Annotated in this window: 22 protein-coding genes and 1 pseudogene; 9 read left to right on the forward strand and 14 right to left on the reverse strand. The window is 71.7% G+C overall.

Annotated elements, in window-relative coordinates; genetic code table 11:
- Positions 1–46 precede the first annotated feature (46 nt).
- The 5 genes from ACLZN2_RS10220 to ACLZN2_RS10240 form a co-directional block, all read right to left on the reverse strand.
- Complete coding sequence (locus ACLZN2_RS10220; RefSeq protein ID WP_004943146.1) at positions 47–343, reverse strand: type II toxin-antitoxin system VapB family antitoxin; 297 nt, start codon at positions 341–343, stop codon at positions 47–49.
- A 351-nt stretch (positions 344–694) separates the two neighbouring features.
- Complete coding sequence (locus ACLZN2_RS10225; RefSeq protein WP_416978043.1) at positions 695–820, reverse strand: hypothetical protein; 126 nt, start codon at positions 818–820, stop codon at positions 695–697.
- Between the two features lie 46 nt (positions 821–866).
- Positions 867–1,178 carry a hypothetical protein gene (locus ACLZN2_RS10230; protein ID WP_416978044.1) on the reverse strand — a complete coding sequence of 104 codons (312 nt, stop codon included), beginning with the start codon at positions 1,176–1,178 and terminating at the stop codon, positions 867–869.
- A 117-nt stretch (positions 1,179–1,295) separates the two neighbouring features.
- A complete protein-coding gene (locus ACLZN2_RS10235) occupies positions 1,296–1,910 on the reverse strand; it encodes an HhH-GPD-type base excision DNA repair protein (RefSeq protein ID WP_416978045.1) in 615 nt (204 codons plus the stop codon).
- A 24-nt stretch (positions 1,911–1,934) separates the two neighbouring features.
- Entirely contained in the window at positions 1,935–2,645 is a 711-nt protein-coding gene (locus ACLZN2_RS10240) for a siderophore-interacting protein (RefSeq protein ID WP_416978046.1), read from the reverse strand.
- An 89-nt stretch (positions 2,646–2,734) separates the two neighbouring features.
- On the opposite strand from ACLZN2_RS10240, the gene ACLZN2_RS10245 reads away from it, so the two are divergent.
- The 5 genes from ACLZN2_RS10245 (at position 2,735) to ACLZN2_RS10265 (ending at position 8,848) form a co-directional block, all read left to right on the forward strand.
- Positions 2,735–4,894, forward strand: a complete 2,160-nt coding sequence (locus tag ACLZN2_RS10245; RefSeq protein ID WP_416978047.1) for a penicillin acylase family protein — start codon at positions 2,735–2,737, stop codon at positions 4,892–4,894.
- Positions 4,887–5,480 carry a GNAT family N-acetyltransferase gene (locus ACLZN2_RS10250; protein WP_416978048.1) on the forward strand — a complete coding sequence of 198 codons (594 nt, stop codon included), beginning with the start codon at positions 4,887–4,889 and terminating at the stop codon, positions 5,478–5,480. The genes ACLZN2_RS10245 and ACLZN2_RS10250 overlap by 8 nt, the downstream gene beginning before the upstream one ends.
- 31 nt (positions 5,481–5,511) lie before the next feature.
- A complete protein-coding gene (locus ACLZN2_RS10255) occupies positions 5,512–5,979 on the forward strand; it encodes a cupin domain-containing protein (protein ID WP_416978091.1) in 468 nt (155 codons plus the stop codon).
- A complete protein-coding gene (locus ACLZN2_RS10260) occupies positions 5,976–6,755 on the forward strand; it encodes an SDR family NAD(P)-dependent oxidoreductase (protein WP_416978049.1) in 780 nt (259 codons plus the stop codon). Before ACLZN2_RS10255 ends, ACLZN2_RS10260 begins: the two co-directional genes overlap by 4 nt.
- Positions 6,756–6,928: 173 nt before the next feature.
- Positions 6,929–8,848: a copper resistance CopC/CopD family protein gene (locus tag ACLZN2_RS10265; protein WP_416978092.1), complete on the forward strand. Its 1,920-nt coding sequence runs from the start codon at positions 6,929–6,931 to the stop codon at positions 8,846–8,848.
- A gap of 99 nt (positions 8,849–8,947) precedes the next feature.
- On the opposite strand, the gene ACLZN2_RS10270 is transcribed toward ACLZN2_RS10265, so the two are convergent.
- The 4 genes from ACLZN2_RS10270 to ACLZN2_RS10285 form a co-directional block, all read right to left on the reverse strand.
- Entirely contained in the window at positions 8,948–13,168 is a 4,221-nt protein-coding gene (locus ACLZN2_RS10270) for a pectinesterase family protein (protein WP_416978050.1), read from the reverse strand.
- 329 nt (positions 13,169–13,497) lie between these two features.
- A complete protein-coding gene (locus tag ACLZN2_RS10275; protein ID WP_416978051.1) occupies positions 13,498–13,758 on the reverse strand; it encodes a hypothetical protein in 261 nt (86 codons plus the stop codon).
- A gap of 126 nt (positions 13,759–13,884) precedes the next feature.
- Complete coding sequence (locus tag ACLZN2_RS10280; RefSeq protein WP_416978052.1) at positions 13,885–14,910, reverse strand: Gfo/Idh/MocA family oxidoreductase; 1,026 nt, start codon at positions 14,908–14,910, stop codon at positions 13,885–13,887.
- A gap of 47 nt (positions 14,911–14,957) precedes the next feature.
- Positions 14,958–15,740 (reverse strand): TIM barrel protein, encoded by a 783-nt coding sequence (locus ACLZN2_RS10285; protein ID WP_416978053.1) that lies wholly within the window; start codon positions 15,738–15,740, stop codon positions 14,958–14,960.
- Between the two features lie 277 nt (positions 15,741–16,017).
- Between ACLZN2_RS10285 and ACLZN2_RS10290 the strand changes: the two genes are divergently transcribed.
- Complete coding sequence (locus ACLZN2_RS10290; RefSeq protein WP_416978054.1) at positions 16,018–17,049, forward strand: LacI family DNA-binding transcriptional regulator; 1,032 nt, start codon at positions 16,018–16,020, stop codon at positions 17,047–17,049.
- A 234-nt stretch (positions 17,050–17,283) separates the two neighbouring features.
- Positions 17,284–18,240 carry a DMT family transporter gene (locus tag ACLZN2_RS10295; protein WP_416978055.1) on the forward strand — a complete coding sequence of 319 codons (957 nt, stop codon included), beginning with the start codon at positions 17,284–17,286 and terminating at the stop codon, positions 18,238–18,240.
- 93 nt (positions 18,241–18,333) lie between these two features.
- On the opposite strand, the gene ACLZN2_RS10300 is transcribed toward ACLZN2_RS10295, so the two are convergent.
- Positions 18,334–18,747, reverse strand: a complete 414-nt coding sequence (locus ACLZN2_RS10300) for a cytidine deaminase (protein WP_416978093.1) — start codon at positions 18,745–18,747, stop codon at positions 18,334–18,336.
- Positions 18,748–19,173: 426 nt separating this feature from the next.
- On the opposite strand from ACLZN2_RS10300, the gene ACLZN2_RS10305 reads away from it, so the two are divergent.
- Positions 19,174–19,506 carry a hypothetical protein gene (locus ACLZN2_RS10305; protein ID WP_416978056.1) on the forward strand — a complete coding sequence of 111 codons (333 nt, stop codon included), beginning with the start codon at positions 19,174–19,176 and terminating at the stop codon, positions 19,504–19,506.
- A 19-nt stretch (positions 19,507–19,525) separates the two neighbouring features.
- On the opposite strand, the gene ACLZN2_RS10310 is transcribed toward ACLZN2_RS10305, so the two are convergent.
- Both ACLZN2_RS10310 and ACLZN2_RS10315 read right to left on the reverse strand, forming a co-directional pair.
- Positions 19,526–20,245: a DUF6544 family protein gene (locus ACLZN2_RS10310; protein WP_416978057.1), complete on the reverse strand. Its 720-nt coding sequence runs from the start codon at positions 20,243–20,245 to the stop codon at positions 19,526–19,528.
- Positions 20,246–20,521: 276 nt separating this feature from the next.
- Entirely contained in the window at positions 20,522–21,424 is a 903-nt protein-coding gene (locus ACLZN2_RS10315; RefSeq protein WP_416978058.1) for an oxidoreductase, read from the reverse strand.
- An 83-nt stretch (positions 21,425–21,507) separates the two neighbouring features.
- Between ACLZN2_RS10315 and ACLZN2_RS10320 the strand changes: the two genes are divergently transcribed.
- On the forward strand, positions 21,508–22,152 hold the full coding sequence (locus ACLZN2_RS10320; RefSeq protein WP_416978094.1) for a DNA-binding response regulator: 645 nt from the start codon (positions 21,508–21,510) through the stop codon (positions 22,150–22,152).
- A gap of 148 nt (positions 22,153–22,300) precedes the next feature.
- Here ACLZN2_RS10320 and ACLZN2_RS10325 read toward each other — a convergent pair whose 3' ends face one another.
- Together ACLZN2_RS10325 and ACLZN2_RS10330 are read right to left on the reverse strand one after the other, a co-directional pair.
- Positions 22,301–23,599 carry a HEAT repeat domain-containing protein gene (locus ACLZN2_RS10325; protein ID WP_416978059.1) on the reverse strand — a complete coding sequence of 433 codons (1,299 nt, stop codon included), beginning with the start codon at positions 23,597–23,599 and terminating at the stop codon, positions 22,301–22,303.
- A 198-nt stretch (positions 23,600–23,797) separates the two neighbouring features.
- Positions 23,798–25,221, reverse strand: a pseudogene (locus ACLZN2_RS10330) (ATP-binding protein).
- Positions 25,222–25,562: the final 341 nt, after the last annotated feature.

Consider the following 25,562-nt stretch of genomic DNA (forward strand, 5'->3'; position numbering starts at 1 on the left):
CGAAAGGGTCAATGCCGCTCTCGGCGGAGGGCGGCGGGACGGGGCCTCAGTCCAGCTCGAGAACGCGCGCGTGCAGCACCTGGCGCTGCTGGAGCGCCGCCCGCACCGCGCGGTGCAGCCCGTCCTCCAGGTACAGGTCGCCCTGCCACTTCACCACGTGCGCGAAGAGGTCGCCGTAGAAGGTCGAGTCCTCGGCGAGCAGGGTTTCCAGGTCGAGCTGCTGCTTGGTGGTCACCAGCTGATCGAGGCGGACCGGGCGCGGCGCGACGTCCGCCCACTGGCGGGTGCTTTCCCGGCCGTGGTCGGGGTACGGCCGGCCGTTTCCGATGCGCTTGAAGATCACACGGAAAGCCTACCGGCCCAGACCTTCCGGGCGCAGCCATGGCGGCCGAGTGCGGCGCCGGAAAAGCCATGATGAACAGGGGCAAAACGGGAGGGAGAGGTCCTGTTGATGCGGGGACCGGGTGCGAGGGCGGGTGCGTGAAGTCGGCCAGACCTGAAGGGGGTGGCGTGTTCTTCGTCACGGAGGGCGCCGCCGCACGGGCCGCACGGGCCGCATGGCCGTGTGGCCGTAAGGCCGTGTGGCCGTATGCACAGGCTGTGGACAGAGAGTCGGCATTCGAAAGCTGCGGCGGAGGCGATGGCCCACGGGTTTGTCTGCCGGTCGTCCGCCGGTCCCGCCTCCGCCTGCCGGTCAGCTGTCCCGTCTCACGACGGGCCGCTCCTGCTCGGCCTTCTTCGTCTGCGGCTTCCGTGCGGTGCTGCGGGCGGCCTCCGCGCGCAGCAGGGCGCGCAGGACCGCGTACGGGTCGGTGGGCATGGCTGTGCTCCTCGCGTCGTGCTGACTGACCTGGTGCGGGCGTCGGTCAGCAGCGCAGGACCACGGTGCGCAGGGTGTGGGGGGCGTACGGCGTCCCGGGCGGGGCGGGCAGCGGTCGCGGGGCCGGTTCGCCCGGCGCGGGGGCCGGCCTGGGCGCGGGGCGCAGCGGTGCGGCCGGGCGATGTGCGCAGGGGGAGGGGCGCAGCGCGGTGTCGACGGCGTCGTACTCGATGGTCTCGCCGGCGACGACGGGTGCGGCGGAGAACTCCGCGGGTGCGCCCGGGACGGACAGGGCGAGCAGCAGCACGAGCACCCGCAGCCAGGTGCGGCTGCGAGGGAGGCGTGCTGCGGTGCTCATGGAGGGTCATCTGCCCACGACACGCCCACGGTTCAGCACGGCGGACCCCGGATGCACCCGTTCGGCGGACGGCGCCTTTCCGGCTCGGCGCGCCCCTGACCTGCCTCCCGGGCGCCCCTACTTCCTGCTGGCGGCCTTTACTTCCTGGCGGGCCTTCGCCGCCTTGGCCGCCGCCTTCATCTCCTGCTTGTGCGCCCGCACCTTCGTCAGTGACTCCGGGCCGGTGATGTCGGCGACGGAGCGGAAGGACTCCGGCTCGCCGTAGGAGCCCGCCGCCTCCCGCCAGCCCTCGGGCCGGACGCCGAGCTGCTTGCCGAGCAGGGCCAGGAAGATCTGGGCCTTCTGCTTGCCGAAGCCGGGCAGCTCCTCCAGCCGCTTCAGCAGCTCCTTGCCGGTGCCGACGTCCTTCCAGAGGGCCTCGGGATCACCGTCGTGGTGCTCGACGAGGTACTGGCACAGCTGCTGGATGCGCTTGGCCATGGAGCCCGGGTAGCGGTGCACGGCCGGCTTCTCGGAGAGCAGCGCGGCGAAGGCCTCCGGGTCCTGGGCGGCGATGTCGTGCGCGTCGAGGTCGTCGGCGCCGAGACGGTCGGCGATCGTGCGGGGGCCCTTGAACGCCCACTCCATCGGGACCTGCTGGTCCAGCAGCATCCCGACCAGCGCGGCCAGCGGGGAACGGCCGAGCAGCTCGTCGGCCTCGGGGTCCTGGGCGAGGTGAAGGGTGACGTCCATGCGTCGATGATCCCCCGTGGGTACTCAGCCCGCGCGCCAGTACCCCAGCGCGTGCAGCCGCTCCTTGGGGACGGCCAGCTCCTTGCGGACGTACGACGAGAGCGTGCGGGTGGTGCGGGTGTCGCAGGCGATCCAGACGTACGGGTGTTCGGTGGCCGCGAGGAGCGCGGGCAGCTCGGTGCGGACCCGTTCGACCAGCTCCGCGCGCGGGACGTGCCGCAGCTCGTGGCGGGCCGGGTCGGTGCGGAAGGGCAGGCCGTCCGCCGCGCCCTCGAACCAGACGGTCGCCGGAGCCGGACCCAGCGCCTCCAGCAGGGAGTTGATCGCGGGCAGGGAGGCCGGGTCGCCGATCGCGAGGACACGGCCCGGGGCGGGCGCGGGCTGTTCGAAGGCGGTGCCCTGGACGGTCGCCTCGATGGTGTCGCCGGGCCGTGCCGCCCGCGCCCAGTCGCTGGCCGCGCCCTCGTGCAGGGCGAACTCCAGGGAGAAGGCGCCGGCCGCCGGGTCGGGGTCGACCAGGGTGTACGCCCGCTGGTGCGGCCTGCCCGCGTTGTCGAACCACAGCCGCACCCACATCGTGGGGTGGACGCCGGTCGCGGCGAGCAGCCCGCCGTCGGTGAGGTGCACCCGGCGGAAGCGCGGGGTGACGTCCTGCGCTCCGGTCACGGTCAGCGTGAAGTCCTTCGCCCGCATCAGCCTGAGGACCGCGCCCTCCCAGCCCCGCCCCTGCGCCATGGCCCCTTCACCCCTCGCGTACGATTCCTGCACCGATTGATTAGGTGAGGCTAACCTAAAGAGCATGCCGGTCATAGAAGGGCCACAGGGTGACGACCGAGATCCACAGAGACGTGTGGGGCGTCCCGCATCTGCGTGCGGCCGACGCCCGGGAACTCGCCCATGCCCAGGGCCTGGTCACGGCCCGCGACCGGGCCTGGCAGCTGGAGGTCGAACGGCACCGCGCCCAGGGCACCTCCGCCTCTTTCCTCGGCCCCGAGGCCGTGGCCTGGGACGTCTTCGCCCGCCGCGTCCGCCTCGCCGACACCGCCCGCCGCTGCTTCGACCGGCTGGAGCGGCAGGACGCGGAGACCGCCGCGTGGGTACGGGCGTACGTCGACGGCGTCAACGAAGGGCTCCATGTCACCCCCGAGTTCACCCGGGTCGGGCTCGTCCCCGGCCGCTGGGAGCCCTGGACCCCGCTCGCGGTCTGGCTCTCCGTCCACATCCTGTTCGCCGGCTTCCCGGCCAAGCTGTGGCGGGAGGAGGCCGTACGGCACCTCGGCCCTGACGCGGTCGGCCTGTTCGCCACCGACGGCCCTGCCACCTCCGGCAGCAACGGCTGGCTGGTCGGCGGTGCCCGGACCGTCACCGGGCAGGCGGTCATCGCCGGTGATCCGCACCGGTTCATCGAGGACCCCGGCGTCTACCAGCAGATCCGTCTGGCCTGCGACGAGTTCGACGTCGTCGGGCTCGCCGTGCCCGGCGTCCCCGGCATCGCCCACTTCGGCCACACCGGCAGGGTCGCCTGGGCCATCACCAACGCCATGGCCGACTACCAGGACCTCTACCGCGAACGCCTGCGCCGCACCGGCGCCGGCGTCGAGGCCCTCGGTCCGGACGGCGTCTGGCACCGCGCCGCCCGGCACACCGAGACCGTCGAGGTGGCCGGGGAGGAGCCGGTCGAGGTGGAGGTGATCGAGACGGACCGGGGGCCGGTGATCGCCGGGGGGCCGGAGGGGGTGGAGAGCGGGGTGGCCCCGGAGGACCTGGGGAGCGGGTCGGCGGACGGTTCGGCAGGAACGTTTCCGCAGAACCCTTCCGACCTCGGCCTCCCCCTTGACCTCCCCCTCGACTTCCCCCTCGCCCTGACCCTCCGCCACCCGCCCCGCGTCACCGAGGACCTGGGCTTCGGCGCCCTCCTCCCCCTCCTCCGCGCCCGCCGCGTCGCCGACGTGGACGCCGCCTTCGACGTCTGGGTCGAGCCGGTCAACGTCGTGCAGGCCGCCGACACCGAGGGCGGACTGCTGCACCGGGTCGCGGGCCGGGTGCCCGTGCGCGCCGAGGTCAACGGTGTCCGGCTGGTCCCCGCCTGGGAGCCCGGCCACGAGTGGACCGGCTGGCACGAGATGCCCCGCGCCGGCCTCACCGACGGCGTCGCCGTCATGGCCAACCAGCGCGGCCCGGCCGCCCCCCTCGGCGTCGAGTTCGCGCCGCCGCACCGCGCCGACCGCATCCGCGCCCTGCTGGACGAGAAGGACACCTGGTCCGCCTCCGACATGCCCGCCATCCACACCGACACCCACCTCGCCTCCGCCGGTCCGCTCCTCGACCACCTCGCCGCCCTCGACGACCTCACCGGCCCCGCCGCCGAGCTGCGCGCACGCCTCCTGCGCTGGAACCGCCGTATGGACGCCGACAGCGAGGAGGCCGCCCGGTACGCGGCCCTGCGCGGTGCCCTGGTCCGCAGGCTCGCCGCGCACCCGGCCTTCGCCGCCCTCGCCACGCCGCCCGCCTACCCCGAGGTGCTCCTCCCCTGGCTGGCCCTGCTGCCCCGCGTCGGCTTCGCCCTCGAACACCTCCTGCGCGCCGAGGAGCTCTATGGCATCGACCGGCCCCGGCTGGTCCGGGAGGCCGTCGAGGAGGTCGCCGGACAGCCGCCCACCCGCTGGGGCGACACCCACCGCCTCGCCCCCTGGCGGGCGCTGCCCGACCCGTCGTACGAGGCCCCCGCACTCTCGGGCGACCACGACTGTGTGCTGTGCACGACGGCCGTGCCCGGCTGGACCGACCTCGCCGCGCGCGGCCCGGCGGCCCGTTACGTCTGGGACCTGGCCCGCCGCGAGGACAGCCTGTGGGTGGTCCCGCTCGGCGCCTCGGGTCACCCCGACAGCCCCCACCACCACGACCAGCTGCCCCTGTGGCTCAAGGGCGAGCTGGCCCCGGTCGTCACCGACTGGGCACAGCTGACGAAGGAGAGCGATGTCTGAGGAGAAGTACGTCCACACGGAGCACGCCGACGGCTTCGGCACCGTCGGCATCCGCCCCCTCGACGCCGAGGGCGACGCGGACGTCGTGCACGGGTGGGTGCGCGAGGAACGGGCCGTGTTCTGGGGCATGAACGGTCTGACCCGGGACCAGGTCGCCGAGATCTACGCCCATATGGCCGGCCTCGACACCCACCACGCCTTCCTCGTCGAACTGGACGGCACCCCGGTCGGCCTGCTCCAGACGTACGAGCCCGTCGAGGACCGGGTCAGCGAGTGCTACGAGGTGGAGCCCGGCGACATCGGCGTGCATGTGCTCCTCGCGCCCGCCGGCGCGCACGGCGTGCGTCCCGGCCGGTCGGCGGCGCTGATGCGGGCCTTCGCCGCGTACGTGCTGCTCGGCCTGGACCGGAAGCGGATCGTGGTCGACCCGGACGTGCGCAACGAGAAGGCGATCGCCCGCTTCCTGCGCCAGGGCTTCGAGGCCGGACCGCTGGTCACGCTGCCGGAGATCGACCTGCCCGACGTGTATCTGCCGGAGAAGAAGGCCCGACTGGCGTTCCTGCGGCGCGAGGTGGCCTACCCGTAGTCTTCCCCGGGTGACCTCCCCGAGTTCCCCGCTGACCCCGGAAGACCTCGTCGCGCACTACTCACTGGAGCCGATACCCCGCGAGGGCGGTCTGTTCCGCCGTACCTGGGCGGGGCCCGAGGCGTCCGACGGCCGCCCGGCCGGTTCCGCGATCGTCGTGCTGCTCGCCGCGGGCGACTTCTCGGCCCTGCACCGCCTGCCCACCGACGAGGTCTGGCACTACTACCTCGGCGACCCCCTGGACCTGCTGCTCCTCGCCCCCGACGGCACCTCCCGCACGGCCGTGCTCGGCCCGGACGTCCTCGGCGGGCAGCAGCCGCAGCTCACGGTCCCCGCCCGCACCTGGATGGGCGCGCGGACCCGGGGCGCCTGGACGTTCTTCGGCTGCACCATGGCCCCCGGTTTCACGTACGCGGACTACGAGCACGGGGACGCGGCCGCGCTGACGGCGCGTCATCCGGACCGGGCCGCGCTGATCGCGGGACTGTGCCGTCCATGACGTTGCTGACGGGCCGGGTGGCCCTGATCACGGGTGCGGGCGGCGGGATCGGCCGGGGCATCGCGCTCAGGTTCGCGCAGGAAGGCGCGAAGGTGGCCCTCCACTGCCGTACGAGCACCGCGGCGGCCCGCGCGCTCGCCGATCTCCTCGCCGCAGAGACCGGCGAGGAGACCGGTGAGCGGGCCGTCGTGCTGCCCGGCGCCGATCTCACCGACGAGGACGCGTGCCGCGGGCTGGTGGCACGTGCCGCCGAATGGGGCGGGGGACGGCTCGACGCGCTGGTCAACAACGCGGGCGTCCAGCCGGTGCGGGCGTTGCCCGGGATGACCGCGCAGGAGTGGCGGGAGGTCGTGGACACCAATCTGACCAGCGTGTTCGCCGTCACCCAGGCGGCGGCCGAGGTCATGCGGGAGCGGGGCGGCGGAACCGTCACGCACATCGCCTCGGTGGAGGCCCGGATGCCCGCGGAAGGCCACGCCCACTACGCCGCCGCCAAGGCCGCCGTGGTGATGCACGCCCGCGCGGCGGCGCTCGAGTACGGCCCCCACGGCATCCGCGTCAACACGGTCTCGCCCGGCCTGATCGACAGTGAGGGGCTGGCCGAGGCGTGGCCGGACGGGGTACGCCGGTGGCGGGAGGCGGTCGCGGTCGGCCGGCTGGGCCGCCCCGAGGACGTGGGCGACGCCTGCGTGTTCCTGGCCTCGCCGCTGGCGTCCTGGGTGACCGGCCACGACCTGGTGGTGGACGGCGGGGTGTCGGCGAGACCGACCTGGTAGGGGGCCGAATGGGTGAGGGCCGAGTGGGTGAGAAGGATGCCGTGTCCATCCGTACGTATCCCCGAGCACACGAGTCTCGAGTCTGGGACAGTCCGGGCAGTACGGAGCGTGACGTGAGCGAAGGGCGCGATGGCGAACGACACGGCAGTGGACGAAGGCGACTTCAAGGGCTGGTGCTGCTGGGCACCGTGCTGGTCCTGCTCCTCCTCGGCGGCGGACCGGCCTCGGCGCACGCGGCCCTCCGCTCCACCGACCCCGCCGACGGAAGCGTCGTCAAGAAGAGCCCCCGAAGCATCACCCTCACCTTCACCGAGTCCGTCGGTCTGATCGACGACTCCTTCCGGCTCCTCGACCCCGACAACCAGCGGGTGAAGCTGGGCGGGGCGGGGCACGTGGACGGCCGTTCGGACACCGTGCGGGTGAAGCTGCCGAAGACGCTCGGCACCGGCACCTTCACGGTGGCCTGGCGGGTGGTCTCGGCCGACAGCCACCCGGTGTCGGGCGCGTTCACGTTCTCCGTGGGCAAGGCCTCCCCGACCCTGGCCGTCCTGCCGTCCGACGCCACCGAGGACCCGGCGACCGACGGCCTCTACAACATCGGCCGCTACCTCGCGTACGTCGCGGCGGCCCTCCTCGTCGGCACGGCGGCCTTCGTCGCCGTGTGCCGCCCGCCGGACACCCGTCCGCTGCGCCGGCCGCTGCTCGTCGGCGGCTGGACGCTGGCCGGTTCGACGGTGTTCCTGTTCTTCCTGCGCGCCCCCTACGAGGCCGGCACCGGCCCGTCCGGCGCGCTCGACCCCTCCGGCCTGCTCCGCACCCTGGAGGGCCGCCCCGGCCTGGCCCTGGTGGCGCGCCTGCTGCTGCTCGCGGCGGCGGTGGCCCTGCTCCTACGGCAGCGCCGCCGCCCCGAGCCGTCGAGGGCGGCCCTCGTGGTCGGCGCGGTCCTCGCGGGGGGTCTCGCCCTGACCTGGGCGGGCGCGGAACACGCCTCGGCCGGCATCCAGGTCCCGCTGGCGATGACCTCCTCGGTGCTGCACCTGCTCGCCATGGCGTTCTGGCTGGGCGGCCTGGTCGCCCTCCTCACCCTCCTGCCGCGCGCCTCCGTCCCCTCGCGCGTGGTCACCCGTTTCTCCCGGCTGGCCGGGATCTCGGTGACCGTCCTCGTGGTGACGGGGGTCTACCAGTCCTGGCGGGGCCTCGGCTCCGTCTCGGCGCTGACGGACACGACGTACGGCAGGGTCCTTCTCGCCAAGCTGGCCGCGGTGGCGGTGCTGCTGGCGGCGGGGGCCTGGTCGAGGGCGACGGTGACCAGACAGGCGAAGGTGCCGAGGGCGAGGACGAAGGAGCAGACGGAGGAGACAGAGGGGACGGAGGGGACGGAGGGGACGGAGGGGACGGAAACAGTGGTGACGGCGGAGACCAAGGCTCTCGAGAAGGTTCACGGGAGGGTTCACGTGAACGTTCACGAGAAGGTTCTCGAGAAGGCGACCGTGGGCGGGACACCGGCGCGGGAGGAGTCCCCGGCCGCCGCCGAAGGCACCCCGCCCCCGCCCCCGCCCCGTCCGTCGTCCGCCGAACCGCCCCTCACCCCGGCCGAGTCCGCGCACAGCCGTGCGCTGCGGCGGTCGGTCCTCCTGGAGGTCGCCGTCTCCGTCGTCGTCCTCGTCCTGACGACGATCCTGACGGGCACCCTGCCGGGCCGGGCGGCGGCCGAGGCGGCGACGTCGGCCCAGCAGTCCGGTGGGCTGCCGGTCGCCTCCGTGACGGTCGTCCCCTTCGACTTCGGCAAGCCCGGACTGCGCGGCAAGGTGCAGGTCACCCTCGACCCCGGCACGGTCGGCGACAACACCCTCCAGGCCGTGGTCTTCGGCCCCGACGGCGGCTTCGTCACCGTCCCCGAGCTGCGGATCTCCTTCACCCTCCCCAGCCAGGACATCGGCCCGCTGGACGCCGGGCTGGTCGACAAGGGCGGCTACTGGGCCTCCGACAAGGTCAGCCTGCCCATCGAGGGCACCTGGGAGATGAAGACGACGATCCGGGCGACGGACATCGACCAGGTGAGCGTGGCGAAGGACGTGCGGATCGTCCGCTGACCCGGCACCGACCCGGCATACCGAAGGGCCGCGCACGTCGTTGTGCGCGGCCCTTCGGGGTCTACGGGTGCTACGGGGTCTACGGGTGCTACGGGGTGATCAGCTCTGCGGCGCCCACCCGTCCGTGCCGGTCAGGTACGCGGCCACCGTGTAGGTGCCCTCGGTCTCGGCGGTCAGCTGCGGGCGGTCGGTGTTGGTGCCGGTGTTGTCGGCGCCGTCACCGGTGTTGAGGTACTCGGCGAAGCGGGCGGCCTGCCAGGTCTGGGAGGCGTTCCAGTTCTGGTACGGCGCGCTCAGCACCTGCGCGGGCAGCGAGGTGTTGCGGATGACCTGCTGGCCGGCGGCGCTCCAGGGCCGGCCGAGGGTGATCTTCGCGTTGTTGTTGACGCCGTCCGTCACGATCTTGCTGTCGGCGATCAGGAAGCCGTACGCCACGGAGGCGTGGGTCTGCGGCGCCGACAGGATCGGGGTGCTGGTGCGGGAGGTCAGCACCTTGATGGTGGAGTTGTCGATCACGGTGTCGCCGTGGCCGCAGAGGAAGTCGACGTCACCCTCGATGTACGAGTTCGTGAAGTACTGACGGCTCAGCGCCCCGCCGTAGTTGACCTGCTTGGTGAGGAGCGTGTCCTGGTTGCCGAGCAGCCGGACGTTGTCGTACACCTGCCGGTCGCCCTGCGCCATCAGAGCCACGCCCTGGCCCGTGAAGGCGGCCATGAGGTCGGGGTGGGCGGCCTCGTCGAAGTCGTTGGAGATGGTCAGGTTCTCGAAGCGCGTGTTGTTGCTCTGGTTGGTGAAGGTCGCGCTGTTGGTGGTGCCGTAGGCGGAGCCGGTGGACGGGTTGATGGTGCCGGCCGCGTTGTCGTAGACGATCGTCGTGTCGGACGCGTCGTTGCTCGTACCGATGAGCCGCACGTACGGCTTGTTCTTCAGGACGACCGTCTCGCGGTAGGTGCCGGGGCGGACCGCGATGACGAACGGGTCGGCGGCGGTGCCGCCCGAGGAGGTCGCCGCGACGGCCGCCGAGACGGTGGTGTAGTCGCCGCTGCCGTCCGCCGCGACCACCACGTCGGTGCCGGCGGGCAGTTCGGAGGCGCTCGCCTCGTTCGAGAGAGGGGAGGCCTGACCGGCCGCGTCCACGGCGACGACCGCGTAGTGGTACGTCTTGCCGAACGCGGCGGAGGTGTCGCTGTACGACGTCGAGGTGATGTCGGAGGCGATGAGCTCGCCGTCGGCCGCGGTGACCCCCGCGGAGGTGGACCGGTAGACCTTGTAGCCGGTGACGTCGGCGTCGGCCGGGGCCGTCCACGCCAGGTCGACCTTCCCGGCGGCGCCGGTCGCGGTGAGGGCGGTGGGCGCGGCCGGGGCTTCGTCCGTCACGGGGACGGGAACCGTCGCGGTGGCGGTCTCGGAGTAGTTGGAGAAGTTGTTCGAGGTGTCGACGGCGGTCACCCGGTAGGTGTAGGCGGTGCCCGGGACGGCCGTCGTGTCGGTGAACGCCGGGCCGGTGAGCAGGTCGTCCCCGCTGAGGAGGGTGCCCAGGGAGCCGTCCGTGGAGCGGTACACCTGGTATCCGACGACGTCGCCGTCCGCCGGAGCGGTCCAGGACAGGTCGACGTCCGTGCCGTCGACCGCGGCGGCGAGGCCGGTCGGCGCGGCCGTGGGCGTGAAGTCCTCCTGGGCCAGGGTGCCGGTCGGGTCCCAGTCGTCGTTGCCCTGGAGGTAGCGGGCGGCGGTGTACTGCTTGGCCCTGAGGTCGCTCAGCTGCGGGCGGTCGGCGTTCGTGCCGCTGGTGTCGGCACCGGCGCCCGTGTTGCCGTACTCCGCGTACCGGGCGTTCTTCCAGGTGTAGGTGTCGTTCCAGTTCCGCCACGCGGAGGTGGGCGCCTTCGGGATGGAGGTGTCGCGGACGAGCACCGACGGCGAGGTGTCGGGGGCGTACTGCGGCCAGGGGCGGCCCAGGTAGTAGGAGGTGACCCCGTCCGCGAGGGTGATCCGGCTGTCGGTGATCAGGAAGCCGTACACCGAACTGGCCTTGGTGCTGGCCGCGGTGATGGAACCGCCGTTCTTGCCGCGGCTGTCGGTGTAGTGGATCTCGTCGTTCTGGAAGACGGCCGTGCCACCGCCGTAGAGCCAGTCGGTGTCGCCCTCCAGGTAGCTGTTCCTGATCAGGACCCGGCTCTCGGGCTCGCGGATGTAGACCGTGTCCTGGTTGCCCAGCAGCCGTACGTTGTCGTAGACCTGCCGGTCACCGGTGGTGCGCAGGGCGACGGCCTGGTTGTTGCTGTTCGCCGCGACCTCGGTGTACCCGTTGGCGATGGTGAGGTTCTTCACCGTCAGGTCGTCGGCGTTGGCGAAGAAGGTCGCCGAGTTCTCCATCGTGTACGCGCTGTCGGAGTCGGTCACGCCGTGCGACTCGGTGACGACGGTGTCGGACGGGTCGTCCGTGCCGCCGACGAGGACGAGGTGCGTCTTGCCGTCGGGCACGGTGACGGTCCCCGTGTACGTCCCCGGCTTGACGAGGATGGTGAAGTCGCCGGTCGCCCCGGAGGGAGCGGCGTTCACCGCCGCCTGGAGGGTGGTGTGGTCACCCTTGCCGGCGGTCGGGGAGACGGTGAGGTCGGCCGCGAAGTACAGCGTCTTCGCGTCGGCCGTGCCGCTGAGCGCGGACTCGTTGCCGGAGCCGTCGACGGCCGTGACCGCGTAGTAGTACGTCGTCCCGTCGGCGACCTCGAACGTGTCGGTGTACGAGGTGGCGGCGATGTTGCCGGTGACGCGGTTGTCGTCGGTGAACGCGACGTCGGGGCTGGTGGAGCGGTACACGCGGTAGGCGGTGGTGTCGTCTGCCGTGGACGCGGTCCAGCTCAGCTTCACCTCCCGGTCGCCACCGGTGGCCGCGAGGCCGGTCGGCGCGTCCGGGGCGGTGGTGTCGGGCGGGGTGAGCGGGCGGCCTGAGACGGTGGCGGGGGCCGAGACGTTCCCGGCGGCGTCCACGGCGTACACCTTGTAGTAGGTGTCGGAGCCCACGGGCGCCGAGATGTCCAGGTACCAGCCCTCGTCGGTCGTCACGAGCTTCTGGTACGTCCCGTCGGCCGAGCTCGCCGACCACACCTGGAAGGCCACCGTGTCGCCGGAGGCGCCCGACCAGGTCAGCTCGACGGAGCCGCTCCCGCTGGTCGCGGCCAGGTTCGTGGGGGCGTCGGGCGCGGTGGTGTCCGGGCGGGTGCCCGAGACCCAGGCGCTGCGGGTGCCCACGTTGCCGGCCGCGTCCAGGGCGGCGACGGCGTAGTAGTACGTCGTCTTCTCGGCTGCGGAGGCGTCGGTGGAGCTGCTGTCGGCGGTCTCCGTGAGTTGCGCGGAGTCGGTGCCGGTGGCGGAAGTGGCGCGGTAGACACGGTACTTGACGGTGTCGGAGGTGGGCTTGCCCCAGGCGACCTTGTTGCCGGTGCCGTCGGAGGCCACGGTGACGTTCGTGGGAGCGGAGGGGGCGGTGACGTCCTTGGAGAGGACGCTCACGACGGACGACCCTGCAGAAACGTTTCCGGACTTGTCGACGGCGACGACCCGGAAGTAGTAGCGCGCGCCGGTCGCCCCGGGCTTGTCGCTGTAGGACGTGGTGGTGACGGGCCTGCTGCCGCTGATCAGGTTGCCGGAGGTGATCGGCACGGACGCGGAGGTGGACCGGTAGACCTTGTACCCGGCGAGGTCGGCCTCGGGGCTCCTGGTCCAGGTCAGCTTGGCCGTCGGGTAGGTGTACGAGGCCTTGACGCCGGTCGGGGCGTTCGGCTTGACCCTGTCCCTGGCGGCGGGGGTCAGCTTGACCGAGACGTTGGCCGAGCCCCGGCCCGCGAAGTAGTCGACGCGCAGGGTGTGCTTGCCCTTGGAGAAGGTGTGGGCGACGCTCTTCGTCGACGTCCGGGTGACGTCCCTCCAGTTGTCGAGCACCTTCTTGCCGTCGACGTAGATCCGTACGCCGTCCTGGCTCGCGGCGGTCAGTGTGAACGGCCCGCCGCCGCCGAAGTCGCGGACCTGGGTCCAGCGGATGGAGAAGTTGTCCTTGGCGAGACCGGAGACGGCGGGCTTGCCCGTGCCCCAGTTCTCGCTGATCGCGGTGTCGCAGACGGTCTTCTTCGGGGTGCCCGAGAGCTTGGCGTTCGCGAAGAACTGCTCTTTCCAGGTACCGGTGGCGCAGGAGGTGGCCGCCTGGGCGGTCGCGGCGGGGAGAACGACGAGACCGCCGACGGTGACGGCCGCGGCCAGCGAGGCGGCCATGGCCTGGAGGAGCTTGCGGGACACGGGTGCGGCGCGGTCTGGCAGCTGCATGGGGAGGGCCCTCGACCCTTTCTGATTCAGTTGGTTCAGCCGCCGCCGCGTGGCCTGCGGGAGCCCCGTGCCGCGACCGAGAAGAACGTGGGTGAAGAACGTGAGTGGGCGGGAGCGCGCATGGGGGGAGGGCACGTTCGACCGCTGCGACGATCTTCACACCTTTCCGCCCACTCGTTCACATCTCAACCATCACTCGTTATGGAAGCGATACTTCGGGGCTTCTGGTGATAGGGGGCCCTGTGGGCGTGATGGGAGTTGATGTGGGGGCGATGGCGTCTTTATCGAGCTCTGGAAAGGGAGTTCGGGCGGGCTGAGGGCAGTCGTCGTCACAGGTACTGGCCGTCGGCGCCCTTCATCGGCTCCGGCCAGACCCTGACCGCCACGACCTTGGTGAAGTCGACCAGGGCGAAGCCGTTCTCGGCGTCGTCGGGGCCGGTGAGGGCGAACCGTAAGGTGCGGCCCTGCCGCAGCGCTTCGTCCAGCGCGGCGACGGCCGCTTCCAGGGTCTCGTGGTCACGGCTCCTGACGGCCAACGCCTCCCCGTTGACCGGCTGGAACCAGATGTGCAGCTCGGGGTTCTGCGGCATGCGTACGCTCCTCGGTTCGGCCGACTCGGTTCGGCCGACTCGGTCCCATGGCGGAAAGCCACCATGCGCGCGCCGCACTTCGGGCACAAGAGGGCCACCATGCGGCCGGACAGGTCCTGGTGGGCCCTAGTGATCGTCGAGGTCGGCGATCCGCACCGGCCCCCCGCTGGTCACCGACCGCACCGCGGCGAGCGCGATGGTCAGGGCGGCGCGGGCGCCCTGACCGGTGACGTAGGGGGTGCGCCCGGTGCGGACGCTGTCGGTGAAGTCGGCGAGTTCGGCGACGTAGGCCTCCTGGAAGAGGTCCTGGTCGTACGAGGTGCAGTCGGCGGTGATGCCGTCGGGGCCGTAGGCGGTGAGGTGGGTGCGGCGGATGTCGCCCATGGTGAGCATGCCGTTCGAGCCGAAGACCTCGCCGCGGACGTCGTAGCCGTAGACCGCCTGGAAGCCGGCCTCGGCGGTCGCCAGGGCGCCGTTGCCGAAGCGGATGGTGACCACCGCGGTGTCGAGCAGCCCCCGGTCCTTGAAGTCGGGGCGTACCAGGGCGTCGGCCATCGCGAAGACCTCGACGGGTTCGGCGCCGGGGTTGAGATGGCGCAGGGTGTCGAAGTCGTGGATGAGGGTCTCCAGGAAGATCGTCCACGGCGGGATCCGCGACGGGTCGGCCAACCCGGGATCGCGGGGGAGCGACCGCAGCAGCTGCGGGGTGCCGATGCCGCCGGCCGTGATCTTGTCGTGGGCGGCGCGGAAGGCGGTGTCGTAGCGGCGGTTGAAGCCGACCTGGAGCGGTACGCCCGCCTTCCCGGCGGCGGCGATGGCCCGGTCGGCGTCGGCGAGGGTGGTCGCCATGGGCTTCTCGCAGTAGACCGCCTTGCCCGCCCGGGCCGCGGCCTCGACCAGGTCGGCGTGGGTGCGGGCCGGCGTGGCGATCACGACCGCGTCGATCCGCGGGTCCGCGAGCAGCTCGGCGACGTCCGTGTGGGCGGTGGAGCAGCCGAGCCGGTCGCCGAGGCGCCGCGCGGCGCCCGGGGCGGGGTCGGCGAGGGCGGCGAGCCGGACGCCGGGCAGCCGGCGGGCGAGCGTCTCGGCGTGGAAGGAGCTCATGCGGCCGGTGCCGATCAGGCCCACGGCCAGGGGCTGGGAGCTGGTCATGAGTTCTCCGTGGGCGTTGTGCCGCCGGGGAGGGAGACGGGGTCCGGTCAGACGGTGAACGCGGTGCGGAAGCGGCGCAGGGCGCCCTCGCTGTCCTGGGAGGCCCAGGCCTCCATGGCGACCGTGCCGTCGTAGCCGAGGTCGGTGAGGGCGCGGGCGACGGCCGGGTAGTTGATCTCACCGGTGCCCGGTTCGCAGCGGCCCGGCACGTCGGCCACCTGGATCTCGCCGATCAGCCCCTGGCCGTGGGCCCGGCGGACCAGCTCGATCAGGTTCCCCTCGCCGATCTGCGCGTGGTAAAGGTCGAGGTTCATGCGCAGGCCCGGCCGGTCCACGGCGGCGACCAGGGCCAGCGTGTCGGCCGCCTTCGCGAAGGGGACCCCGGGGTGGTCGACGGCCGTATTGAGGTTCTCCAGGGTGAAGACCACACCGGCGCGCTCACCCAACTCGGCGATACGGCTCAGCGTTTCACGGGCTGCGGCCCACATCTCCTCGGTGGGCTCGCCCTTCACCGGCACCACCGGCAGGCCCTCGCCGTCCAGACCGGTGCCGTGCAGGTTGAGGCGGGGGCAGCCGAGCTGCTCGGCCGCGTCGATCGACTCCCCGACGGTGCGCAGCAGTTCGGCCGCGCCGTCCGGGTCGGTGAGGTTCCCTCGTATGTAGCCGGTCATGGAGGAGAACTCGGCCGGGGTGCGGGCCAGGGCGTCGAGGTCGTGCCGGGTCCAGTCCCAGATCTCGACCTGGAACCCCTCGTCGTGGATACGCCGTGCCCGCTCGTCGACGGGCAGGTCCCGGAAGACCATCTCGGCGCAGACCGCCAGCGTGAACATCGTCGTTCGCCCCTCTCAGAGACTAGAACGTTCTAGAAGTCTGCGGTCAGTACGCCAGGCCGGGACGGCCATGTCAAGACATCCGTTCTAGAACGTTGCAGTACATCTGACCTGAGCGTTCGTCCTCGTCTACGATCGTCGGCTGACAGCACATGCGAGCTGAGCGCGTACGCGAGCCGAGGGCGTACGCGAGCCGAGGGCGTACGCGAGCCGAGGGCGTACGCGAGCCGAGCCCATGTGTGAGCTGTCACCACGCACTCGACCAGGGAGGGCCGCCGTGCCACCGACCCCCGGGGTCCCCGACGGCCGCCGGCCGACACTAGCCGACGTCGCCGCCCGCGCCGGCGTGTCCACGGCGCTGGTCTCCATCGTGATGCGCGGCGCCAAGGGCGCGAGCCAGGCCACCCGTGAGCGCGTCCTCGAAGCCGCCCGCCAGATCGGCTACCGCCCCGACTCCCGGGCCCGGCTGCTGCGCAGCAACCGCACCCACCTGATCGGGGTGCAGTTCGAGATCCATGAGCCGTTCCACACCGACCTGGTCGAACACCTCTACCCCGCCGCCGAGTCCGTCGGCTACCAGCTCGCCCTCAGCCCCGTCGCCGCCGGCCGCAGCGAGCGCCAGGCGGTCGAGTCGCTGCTCGGCGACCGCTGCGAGGCGCTGATCCTGCTCGGCTCCCGGGCCCCCGCCGCACGGCTCGCCGAACTCGCCGCCCTCCTGCCACTGGTCTCCGTGGCCCGGCGGCTGCGTCCGGCGGTCCCGGGTGTCCAGGTCGTCCGCACGGCCGACGACGAGGGCGCCCGGCTGGCCGTCGACCACCTGGTGGCCCTCGGCCACCGCGACATCGCCCACATCGACGGCGGCCGGGCACCGGGCGCGGCCGAACGCCGCCGCGGCTACCGCACCGCCATGAACCGCCACGGCCTCGCCGACCGCGTCCGCGTGCTGCCCGGCGGACTCGCCGCCGAGGACGGCGCCGCCGCGGCCGCCGCCCTCCTCGCCGGCACTCCCCGGCCCAGCGCCGTCCTGGCCTTCAACGACGCGTGCGCCACCGGCGCGCTCAACACCTTCTTCCGCGCCGGCGTCACGGTCCCCGGCGAGCTCTCGGTCGTGGGCTTCGACGACAGCCGCCTGGCCCGCCTCCCGCACGTCGACCTCACCACCGTCGCCCAGGACATTCGCCGCATGGCCGAACTCGCGGTCACCCATGTCACGGCCCGCCTGGAAACGAGCGACGCCCCTGCCGGGGAGGATGTCGTGGAGCCTCGCCTGGTGGTTCGGGGGACGACGACCGTGGCGCCGGTGGGCTGAGGCAGGGTCGGGTCGGGGGGCCGACCGGCACCCTCCCGCGCCCTGCCTCCCGGGTAGCATCGGTCGGGTGAACACCTACTGGCACGCCGTCACGCCGCCCCCCTGCGCCTGACGGGCGCGGACACCGGCGGTTTTGATTCCCCGGCCCCACCGAGCGAACTCGGTCAGGGGCTGTTGTCGTGCGCCCGTTGCGGATCCAGTCCCTGACGTATTCGACGACGGAAGTTCACGACTGTGCCGAACCGCACCACCCCCCTGACCCCCGCGCGCCCGTCCCACGCCGGTCGCCCGCGCCCCTCTCGCACCGCACTCCTTGGCGGACCCGCCCCCATCCTGATCGCAGCCGTGATGTGGGGCACGACCGGAACCGCCGGCTCCCTGGCCCCCGCCGGCGCGCCCGCCGTGGCCATCGGCTCCGCCGGGCTGGCCCTCGGCGGCATCCTGATGTTCCTCACCTCCCGAGGCGCCCGTTCCCTGCCCGCCGCCTGCACGCGCCGCGAGCGCCGACTGCTCGCCCTGGGCGCGCTGGCGGTGGCCGGATACCCGGTCGCCTTCTACCCGGCCGTGGCCCGGACCGGGGTGGCGGTCGCCACCGTGATCGCACTGGGCAGCGCGCCGGTCTTCACCGGCCTGCTGGCCTGGCGCACCGGACAGTGGCGACCGACCGCACGCTGGACCGCCGCCACCGCGGCCGCCGTACTCGGCTGCGCGCTCCTGGTCCTCGGCCCCGAACTCACCGGCGCCGCCACACCGATCGACCCGACCGGCGTGGCGCTCGCCGCCTGCGGCGGGCTGTCCTACGCCGTCTACTCCCTGATCGGCGGCAGGCTGATCACCCGCGGGCACTCCTCGGACGCGGTGATGGGCGTGCTGTTCGGCGCGGCCGGGCTGCTGGTCCTGCCGCTGCTGTGGTCCGTGGACATGCGCTGGATCGCCACGCCGCGAGGTGCGGCGGTGGCCGCGTACCTCGCCCTGTTCACCGCCTATCTGGCCTACCGTCTCTTCGGCCACGGACTGCGCCGTACGTCCGCGTCGGCGGCCACGTCCCTGACGCTGGCCGAACCCGCGGTGGCCGCCGTCCTCGGCGTCACCGTCCTCGCCGAACGCCTCCCGGCCACCTCCTGGACCGGCCTGGCCATTCTCGCCCTGTCCCTGACCCTCCTGACCTTCCCGACACCCCGCCGCCGTTAGAGCCCCACACCTCCCGGTCCGCCGACAGGCAGGACGTCCTTCACGGGCTGGACCGCGGACGGCCCAGCCCTGGCGCTCGCCGAGGGGCGCGGTTCACTCGGCCTCGAGTTGGTGGTCGGCCCAGACGTAGCTTTCGGGCAGCAGGTCGGTGATATGCACGGTTCGGATGCGGTCGTCCTTGCCGACGACGACCTTGAGGGCGGGGAAGTAGTCGAGAAGGACCTGCCGGCACCGACCGCACGGGGGAACGACCCCTCGGTCGCGGTCGCCCACGGCGACGATCGTGTCCAGCTCGTAGGCGCCCTGGGCGGCTGCCGCGCCGATGAGGACCAGCTCGGCGCAGGGTCCTCCGGTGAAGTGGTAGGCGTTCACCGCGGTGATGATCCGGCCGTCCCGGGCGCGGGCCGCGGCTGCCATGGTGTGGTTGTCGCCCCGGCAGCGAGTGCGGGCGACGTGCGCCGCGGCCTCGATGAGTTCGTGGTCGACCGGGTGGGGCTGCGTGGTCATCTTCTCCGCCTTCGTCAGGTGTCGGGCGACGTTGGCCCGCGTGACGATGGTGCGCAAGCGAATATCGGCGCTGTGCTCGTTCCGCCGGATGACGCAGCGGTGTCCCATGACCAGCCGCCAAGCCGTACAGCTGTCCCGGATGGCGGGCGCCGTGCGTCAGCCCGGACGGGAGCGGGGCCGACGGTCGGCACGATCCGGGCCGGGCGGCCCTATGACTGTGGTGCGGCGGCGGGCACGTTCGTGCGGTGAAACGGTGAGTCCCGACCCTGGAGTGGAAGCCATGGCGAACGACGCGGGGGCTGCGCGTGACACGTGACGGGGTCCGGCGTCACCCGGCCCGGGCGGCCCGGGCGGTCCCGGCGGGTGGCCGCAGGGCAACGGTGGGCGGCAGCCGCAGCGCCGGCCGGGCACGGTCTCGTCCACCTCATGGGTGTGGTGCTCCTGTGGCGGATCGCCCAGCCCGGTGACCTGAGGTACACGGACGCTGTCCCTCGGCCCGGTTCGCCGGCCGCGGTCGTGACAGGCGCGGTGTGGCTTTCGGCCGCGGTGCTCTTCGTGGCGGCGGCCGTACTGGTGGCCGTCGATCACCGACGCTGGGCGGCCGTCGCGGTTCTGGCCACGGCGTTGTCGGTGCCGGTGCTCGCGTTCATGGCATCCGCGACGCGAGTGGGGCTCGCCGTGGATGTCGTGGTACTCCTCGCGGTGCTGCTCACCGCGGTCACGGGCCGACGACGTCAACGTGAACGAACGGGGGACTGACGGACAGGGGCACGGGGCCTCAGGTCAGGTGGGCGGGTGAGATGTTGTGGACCAGGCTGTCCGGCACGAAGTGGCCCTCGATGTACGGGAACGGCCCGTCGGGCAGATCGTAGACGGCCGTGGCCGGGCCGGGCAGCGGCCGCCGTCCCGGAGCGGTGACCCACCGCGTCACCGGTGTCCGCCAGCGCGCCAGGATCAGGCCGTCCGGCAGCGTGGCGTACCGGTCGGCATGGAAGTCCACGGGCGCGCCGCGCTCGTCGAGGAACACCCGTGCGGTCACCGTGTGACCGACGTCGGTCAGGGTCACGTCGAACGACCGGTCATCGACCTGCGCCCACGCCGTGGCGGGGCCCAGGAGCATCGACGGGGCCAGCAGGACGGCGTCGTTGAGACAGGTGATCAGTTCGCTGATGTCGTACTCCTCCCCGCTGCCGTCGGCGACGGGGAGCCGGTTCATCACCTTGACGCGCAGCCGCCCCCGACCGTGGGCGTAGGTGTCGTGGCCGTACACCGGCACCAGGTGCGCGAAGCGGATCCGCAGGGCGAAGACGCGGGTGATGCCGACGGCGCAGTTGTACTGCCATGACTCCGCCGCCGCCCACCCCGAGCCGGGACGCATCCGGAAACGGCCGGTGAACCGTACCCGGAACGACCAGTCGCGGGGCCTGCCGACCACCCCCATGAACCGCAGATAGCGCTGTACGGCGTCCGGCAGCCCGGCCAGTTCGGCGTCGGTCACCGGCGCTCCGGAGCGACAACCGGAGCGTAGGCCCGCAGCCGCCACGTCCTTCGTCAGAACACCGTACAGACGGCCGCCCGGCCGAGCCGGGGCCTCCGCCAAGCCGTCACGGCCCCCTCCCGCACCGCCTGTGCCATCCATCGGACACCGCCCTTCTGCCTGAGACCGATCCGAGACCGACCTGAGCCGAGGCTCGCGGCTCCGCCTCCATTCGACGCCTCAGCGGGCCGCGACAGCCAGGGGCCACAAGGCCCTGCCGTGCCGAGTGGCCCTTGGTCAGGTGAGATCGGAGAGATCTTCTGGGGTGAGAGTGATCGACCCGGCCGCGGTGTTCTCCTTCAGATGGGCGAGGGAGCCGGTGCCGGGGATGGCCAGGGTGACGGGTGAGGAGGCGAGCAGCCAGGCCAGGGCGATCTGCGGGACCGTGGCCCCATGCCGTTCCGCGACCTTGGCCAGGCGGTCACCGGTGAGGTCGCTCAGGCCGCCGCCCAGTGGGAAGAACGGCACGTAGGCGATGCCGGCCCGCTCGCAGGCGGTCAGGAGTTCTGTGTCGTCGCGTTTGGCGGCGTGGAAGTGGTTCTGGACGGCTGCGACGGGTGCGATCGCTCGGGCCTCGGCGAGGTGGTCGGTGTCGACGTTGCTCAGGCCGAGATGGCGGATCAGGCCCTCGTCGCGCATCGCCGCCAGTGCCTCGAAGCGTGCGGCGACGGATTCGCCGTGCGGCGGCGGCGCCATGCCTCCGATGCGCAGGTACACCAGATCGAGGCGGTCCACACCGAGGGTTTCGAGATTCTCTTCGACCAGCGGTCGCAGGTCTGCGGGGCAGGTGGTCGCGGCGAGGCCGCCGTCGGGGGTGCGGACGGGGCCGACCTTGGTGGCGATGACCAGGCCGGCCGGGTAGGGGTGCAGTGCCTCGCGGATCAGGGCGTTGGCTCGAACGGTGCCGTCGCCGCTGGCGTAGAAGGCGGCGGTGTCGATGTGGGTGACGCCGAGTTCGATGGCACGGCGCAGGACGGCGCGACCGGTTTCGGGATCGCGGGCCGGGCCGTGGAAGCTGTTCGTGGGCAGGCGCATGGCCCCGAAGCCGATCCGGTTGATCAGAAGGTCGCCACCAAGACGGAAGTCACGGAAGTCGCGGAAGTCGTGGAAGTCGCGGAAGTCGCGGAAGTCATTGCTCATGAACTCAGCCTGGCTGTCGGGGCGTTCGGGCTGTGCACCCGTGGCAGCTTGCTGCCATCGGGCACAATGGCCGCGTGGTGGAGATGGTGACGATCCGCGGTGACCTGGAGCTTGTCGCCCGTACCGAGCATCTGTTCTCCTCGGTCCGTGAGGAGTTCGTCTGTGCTGCCCGGGACCTCGACACCTGGTCTCGCCCCGGTGCCCGGCAGGCCGCCCGCGACCGGATGCGGGCGGGCGGCACACGTCGGATCCGCAAGCTGTTCAGTCCGGCTGCGCTGGCTGACGAGCGCGGTCGCGAGCACCTGAGCGAGCTCGTCGACAACGGCGCTCAGGTGCGCATCGCGGCCACCACTCTCCCGCACGAGACGATCATCATCGATCGCCGCTTCGCGATCCTCGCCGGCTTGAACGCCCCCGGAGGCCGTGAGTACACCTTGACCACCGCACCCAGCCTGGTCGGCGGGGTGTACACGCTGTTCGAAGCCGCCTGGGAGACGGCCACCGACCTCAAGGGCTTCCTGCGCGGCGAGCAGCCCCGGCTCGATGCCGAGAGCCGGAGCGTCCTGCGCGCGCTGGGCTCTGGCGCCACCGACGAGACAGCCGCACGGGAGCTTGGAATGTCCCTGCGAACCTACCGCCGCCGTGTCGCCGAACTACTCGACGCACTCGAAGCAGGTTCACGCTTCCAGGCCGGGATGCGCGCGGGTGAACTGGGCCTGAGCGGCTGAGGTTCTGGCCTGCCCCCAACGTGCTTTCCAGCTGTGGCGGTTGGAGTGGTGGCGCTCGTACGGGGCCGTTCACCTGCGTTCATCGGCTCACCGGTGCCGCTGGAGTCGGTGGCGGAGTAACCGGCGTTGTCCCTGCTCTCGCCCTTGCTCAGATGCGGTAAGCCCCCGCTGGTACGCCATGGGTGACGCCGTACGGAGTCAGGCCGATGACACCGGTTCCCCGTGACGGTGTGTCGGGGCCGATGTGGAGGGGGCTGATGCCGTAGGAGTGTGCGAGGTCGGCGGCCATGTCGTGCGTAGCCCATCGCCACTCGTCCTCGTCCTCCTGGCTTTCCTGTGCTGCGTCCCAGTCGGGTTGCAGGCCCAGTTCCCTACGGCGTGCGCGCTCGTACGGCAACGGCTCGCCGAGAGTCAGCAACTCGTCCCCTTCCTCGCCCGTTTCGCAGTACCGCCGGATCACGGTGCCTTGCTCGGCGACGAGCCAGGCGGAGCCGTCGCCCTGGCCGCCGTAGTAGTACGCCTGGGCCCGCCCGTAGCGCGCACTGAGGTCGTTGCACAGACGCAGGACCTCCTCACGCCGTTCCTCGCCGCACGGGTCGCACCAGGGGCCGAGGACGAGGGTCCAGCCATCCAACTCGGGCGTCACGAAAACCCGTTCGTAGCCGGTGTAGGGGGCGTCCGGCCCATGGCTGTCAGCATCGACGATGTCATTGCCCAGAGCGAACGTCACAGGTCTTGGATCGACCACGCCGAGGATCCGCATGATTCCGGCCTGGTCACCGCTGGGGACGGCGATCCAGTGATTCCAGCACCCCCATATTCCTTCGGGTCGGTCGTCCGGGAGCTTGACGCGGATGAGTCGCTCGATCGCACCGACGTCGGCGCGGGACAGCGCCGGCTCGCCGCCCAGCTCGGCGAGCACGGTCAAGGCCCGCGCCCGCTGTCGGCCGGGACCCAGTTCTCGGATGCGCTGGACCAGGGGAACCACATGCGATCCCTGCGAGATCAGAGCGTCCTGTGCCTGGCGGGCGACTCGCTGGTCCGGGTCTCCGAGTAGCGGCAGCAGGGCTGTAACGACTGTCCTGCCGGCATCGCCGCAGTGCTGGATTCCACGGACCGCTTCCAGGCGTACAAACGGCACGAGATGGGAGAGGGTCGCGGTGTAGCGGTCCAATGCGGCAGGGCCGAGACGGGAGAAGGCAAAGCCTGTGTGCTTGCGTGCACTCGCGTTGGGTGCGGAGACGAGACCCTGGAGCATTCCGTCGAAGCCCGAGTCACCGATTCGCTGGAGTACGTCGGTGATCGATCGCCAGGGTACGGATGATTCCTCGTCCGTCAGCTCACGCACCAGTCGTTCCACGGCCCCGGCCCCCAGCGCGACCAATTCGTCTGCCGCAGCCTTGCGTCTGTCCGGCACCCCGAGGTCCCGGACCAAGTCGGTGTCCACCACGTTCCTCCAGGAAGGTCGACCGGTCCCGGCGTCATGATCCTGCACGGGTCTGACACTGCCTGCGCCTCTCTCCGGAGTACGCGCACTCCCAGCACCACGACGCCCAAGAGCAAGAGCGGACCGCTGCCGGCGCCGACTGGGAGGGCAAGGGGGACGTGTTCGCCTCTGCAACCGCTGGGAGATCCGGCCCGCTGCTCACACCCTGCGCCAAGCGCTGAGCAGTTGCTCGGGTTCGTACGCCGCCTGGAGCCCGGAACAGCTGGTCCCGTTACGGGAGACCGCCACGAGCGGTACGGGCTCGTCGGTGACTGCCGCGCGGTGCTTCTGCAGTGCGGCCAGGTCGTGGCTGTCGAACGCGGAGTTCTCCAGCCATTTGACCGAACCGAGGAAGAGCAGTTCCTTGGCCACCGGCTGCCGGTCGGCGCCCACCAGGTCGATTTCCACGCCGTTGCTGCGGGTCCAGTACCCGCCGATCGCCGGGGGGGGGGCGGGCAGGAGCCCGTCCGGCAGGAGACGGGCGAGGGATTCCCGGACGAGGGGTTCGATCGCGCGGCCCCGCCAGCTCGTCCACCGCTCCTTGATGCGGCTCAGGGTGAGGTCTCCCCGCATTCGTTCGATCTCCGCCATGTGAGGGTCCAGAAACGCGAGCCAGAACCGGAGGTAAGGGTCGGCCACTCGGTAGCGGCGTTCTTTCGACGGCCTCGGTGAGAGCGGCAGCTCGGCGGCCACGACTCTCTTCTCGGTGAGGACGTCGGTGGCTCGGGTGAGAGTGGTGTGGGCGATGCCGCCGGCCGCGCGAGCGATGTTGGTGAAGGTTCGCTCCCCGGATCCGATGGCCCGCAGTACCTCCCTGCTGATCGCCTGGGGTGGAAACTCCGCGGCCAGTGAGCGCTCGGCGGAGACCAGCAGGGCCGAGATCGGGTTGTCCAGCGAGTCGCGGAGGAACTCCCAGACGTCTGCTCCGGCCGGCCACTCGGCGCAGATCAGGGGGAGCCTCCCGTGATCAGAGTGGCGTCGAACGCGGCTGCCGGTGACAGGCCGAGCATCTCACCGATGTCGGCCGGGTTCAGGGGCCCCGCCATCATTTCCCGGCCTCGTTGGTGAAAAGGGCGGTCGTAGCTGTTCAGCGCCTCCATCATCGACAGATCGGATCCGACCAGGAGGAGGAGTACCGGCTTACGACTGAGCAGCCGGTCCCATGCCCGCTGGAGCATGCCCTCGAAGGCGTCGATGCGGTCCATGAGATACGGGACCTCGTCGATGACGACCACGCTCGGGCTGTCGTCGGGAAGGATCTCGGCGAGCAGCCTGAATGCCGAGGTCCACTGCCCGGGGGTCTCCTCCGAGAACAGTTCCCGCTCCGGAAGGGTGGATCTGGCGACGGCGTCGAGCAGCTCCGACAGCTCGTCCTGCGCGGTGCCGCCTGCCGCGGTGAAGAAGAGGTACGGCGTCTCGGTACGCCGGAGGAACTCCTCGACGAGGCTGGACTTGCCGACCCGCCGCCTTCCCCGCATGAGGACGCACTGCCCCGGTTGCGCCGACCCGATGGCAGAGCGAACCGCCTGCAAGGCGTTGCCGAGCACGCTCAGTTCGCGATCCCGCCCGATGAAACGACGCACACAAACCTCCCGACAGGGCGGGCGGCCGGTTCGGCCGGGAGTGCGGGTTGATGACGGCGCACCAACCGTGTGCCGGGCGGCAGAGGTTCCAACGGAGCGCGCCGGCAAACCGAAGTGGCTTCGGCGCCGAGTCAGAAGATCGGCGAAAGCATTCGTCGGATTTCAGTGGCTGGCTGGGGAGAGATCGTGCAGATGCCAGCGGGATGGCTGATGGTACGCGTCGGACTTGGCCGTAGAGGGTTGCCAGGTCGATCAGCCGGACGCCGGGGTCAGCCTCGGCACAGGATACGAGATTCGAACTCGTGAGGGGGTGCCCCCAACACGCTTTCCAACTGTTCGCC

Origin of the sequence: Streptomyces sp. T028, from assembly GCF_048159505.1 — a bacterium.
Classification (GTDB): domain Bacteria; phylum Actinomycetota; class Actinomycetes; order Streptomycetales; family Streptomycetaceae; genus Streptomyces.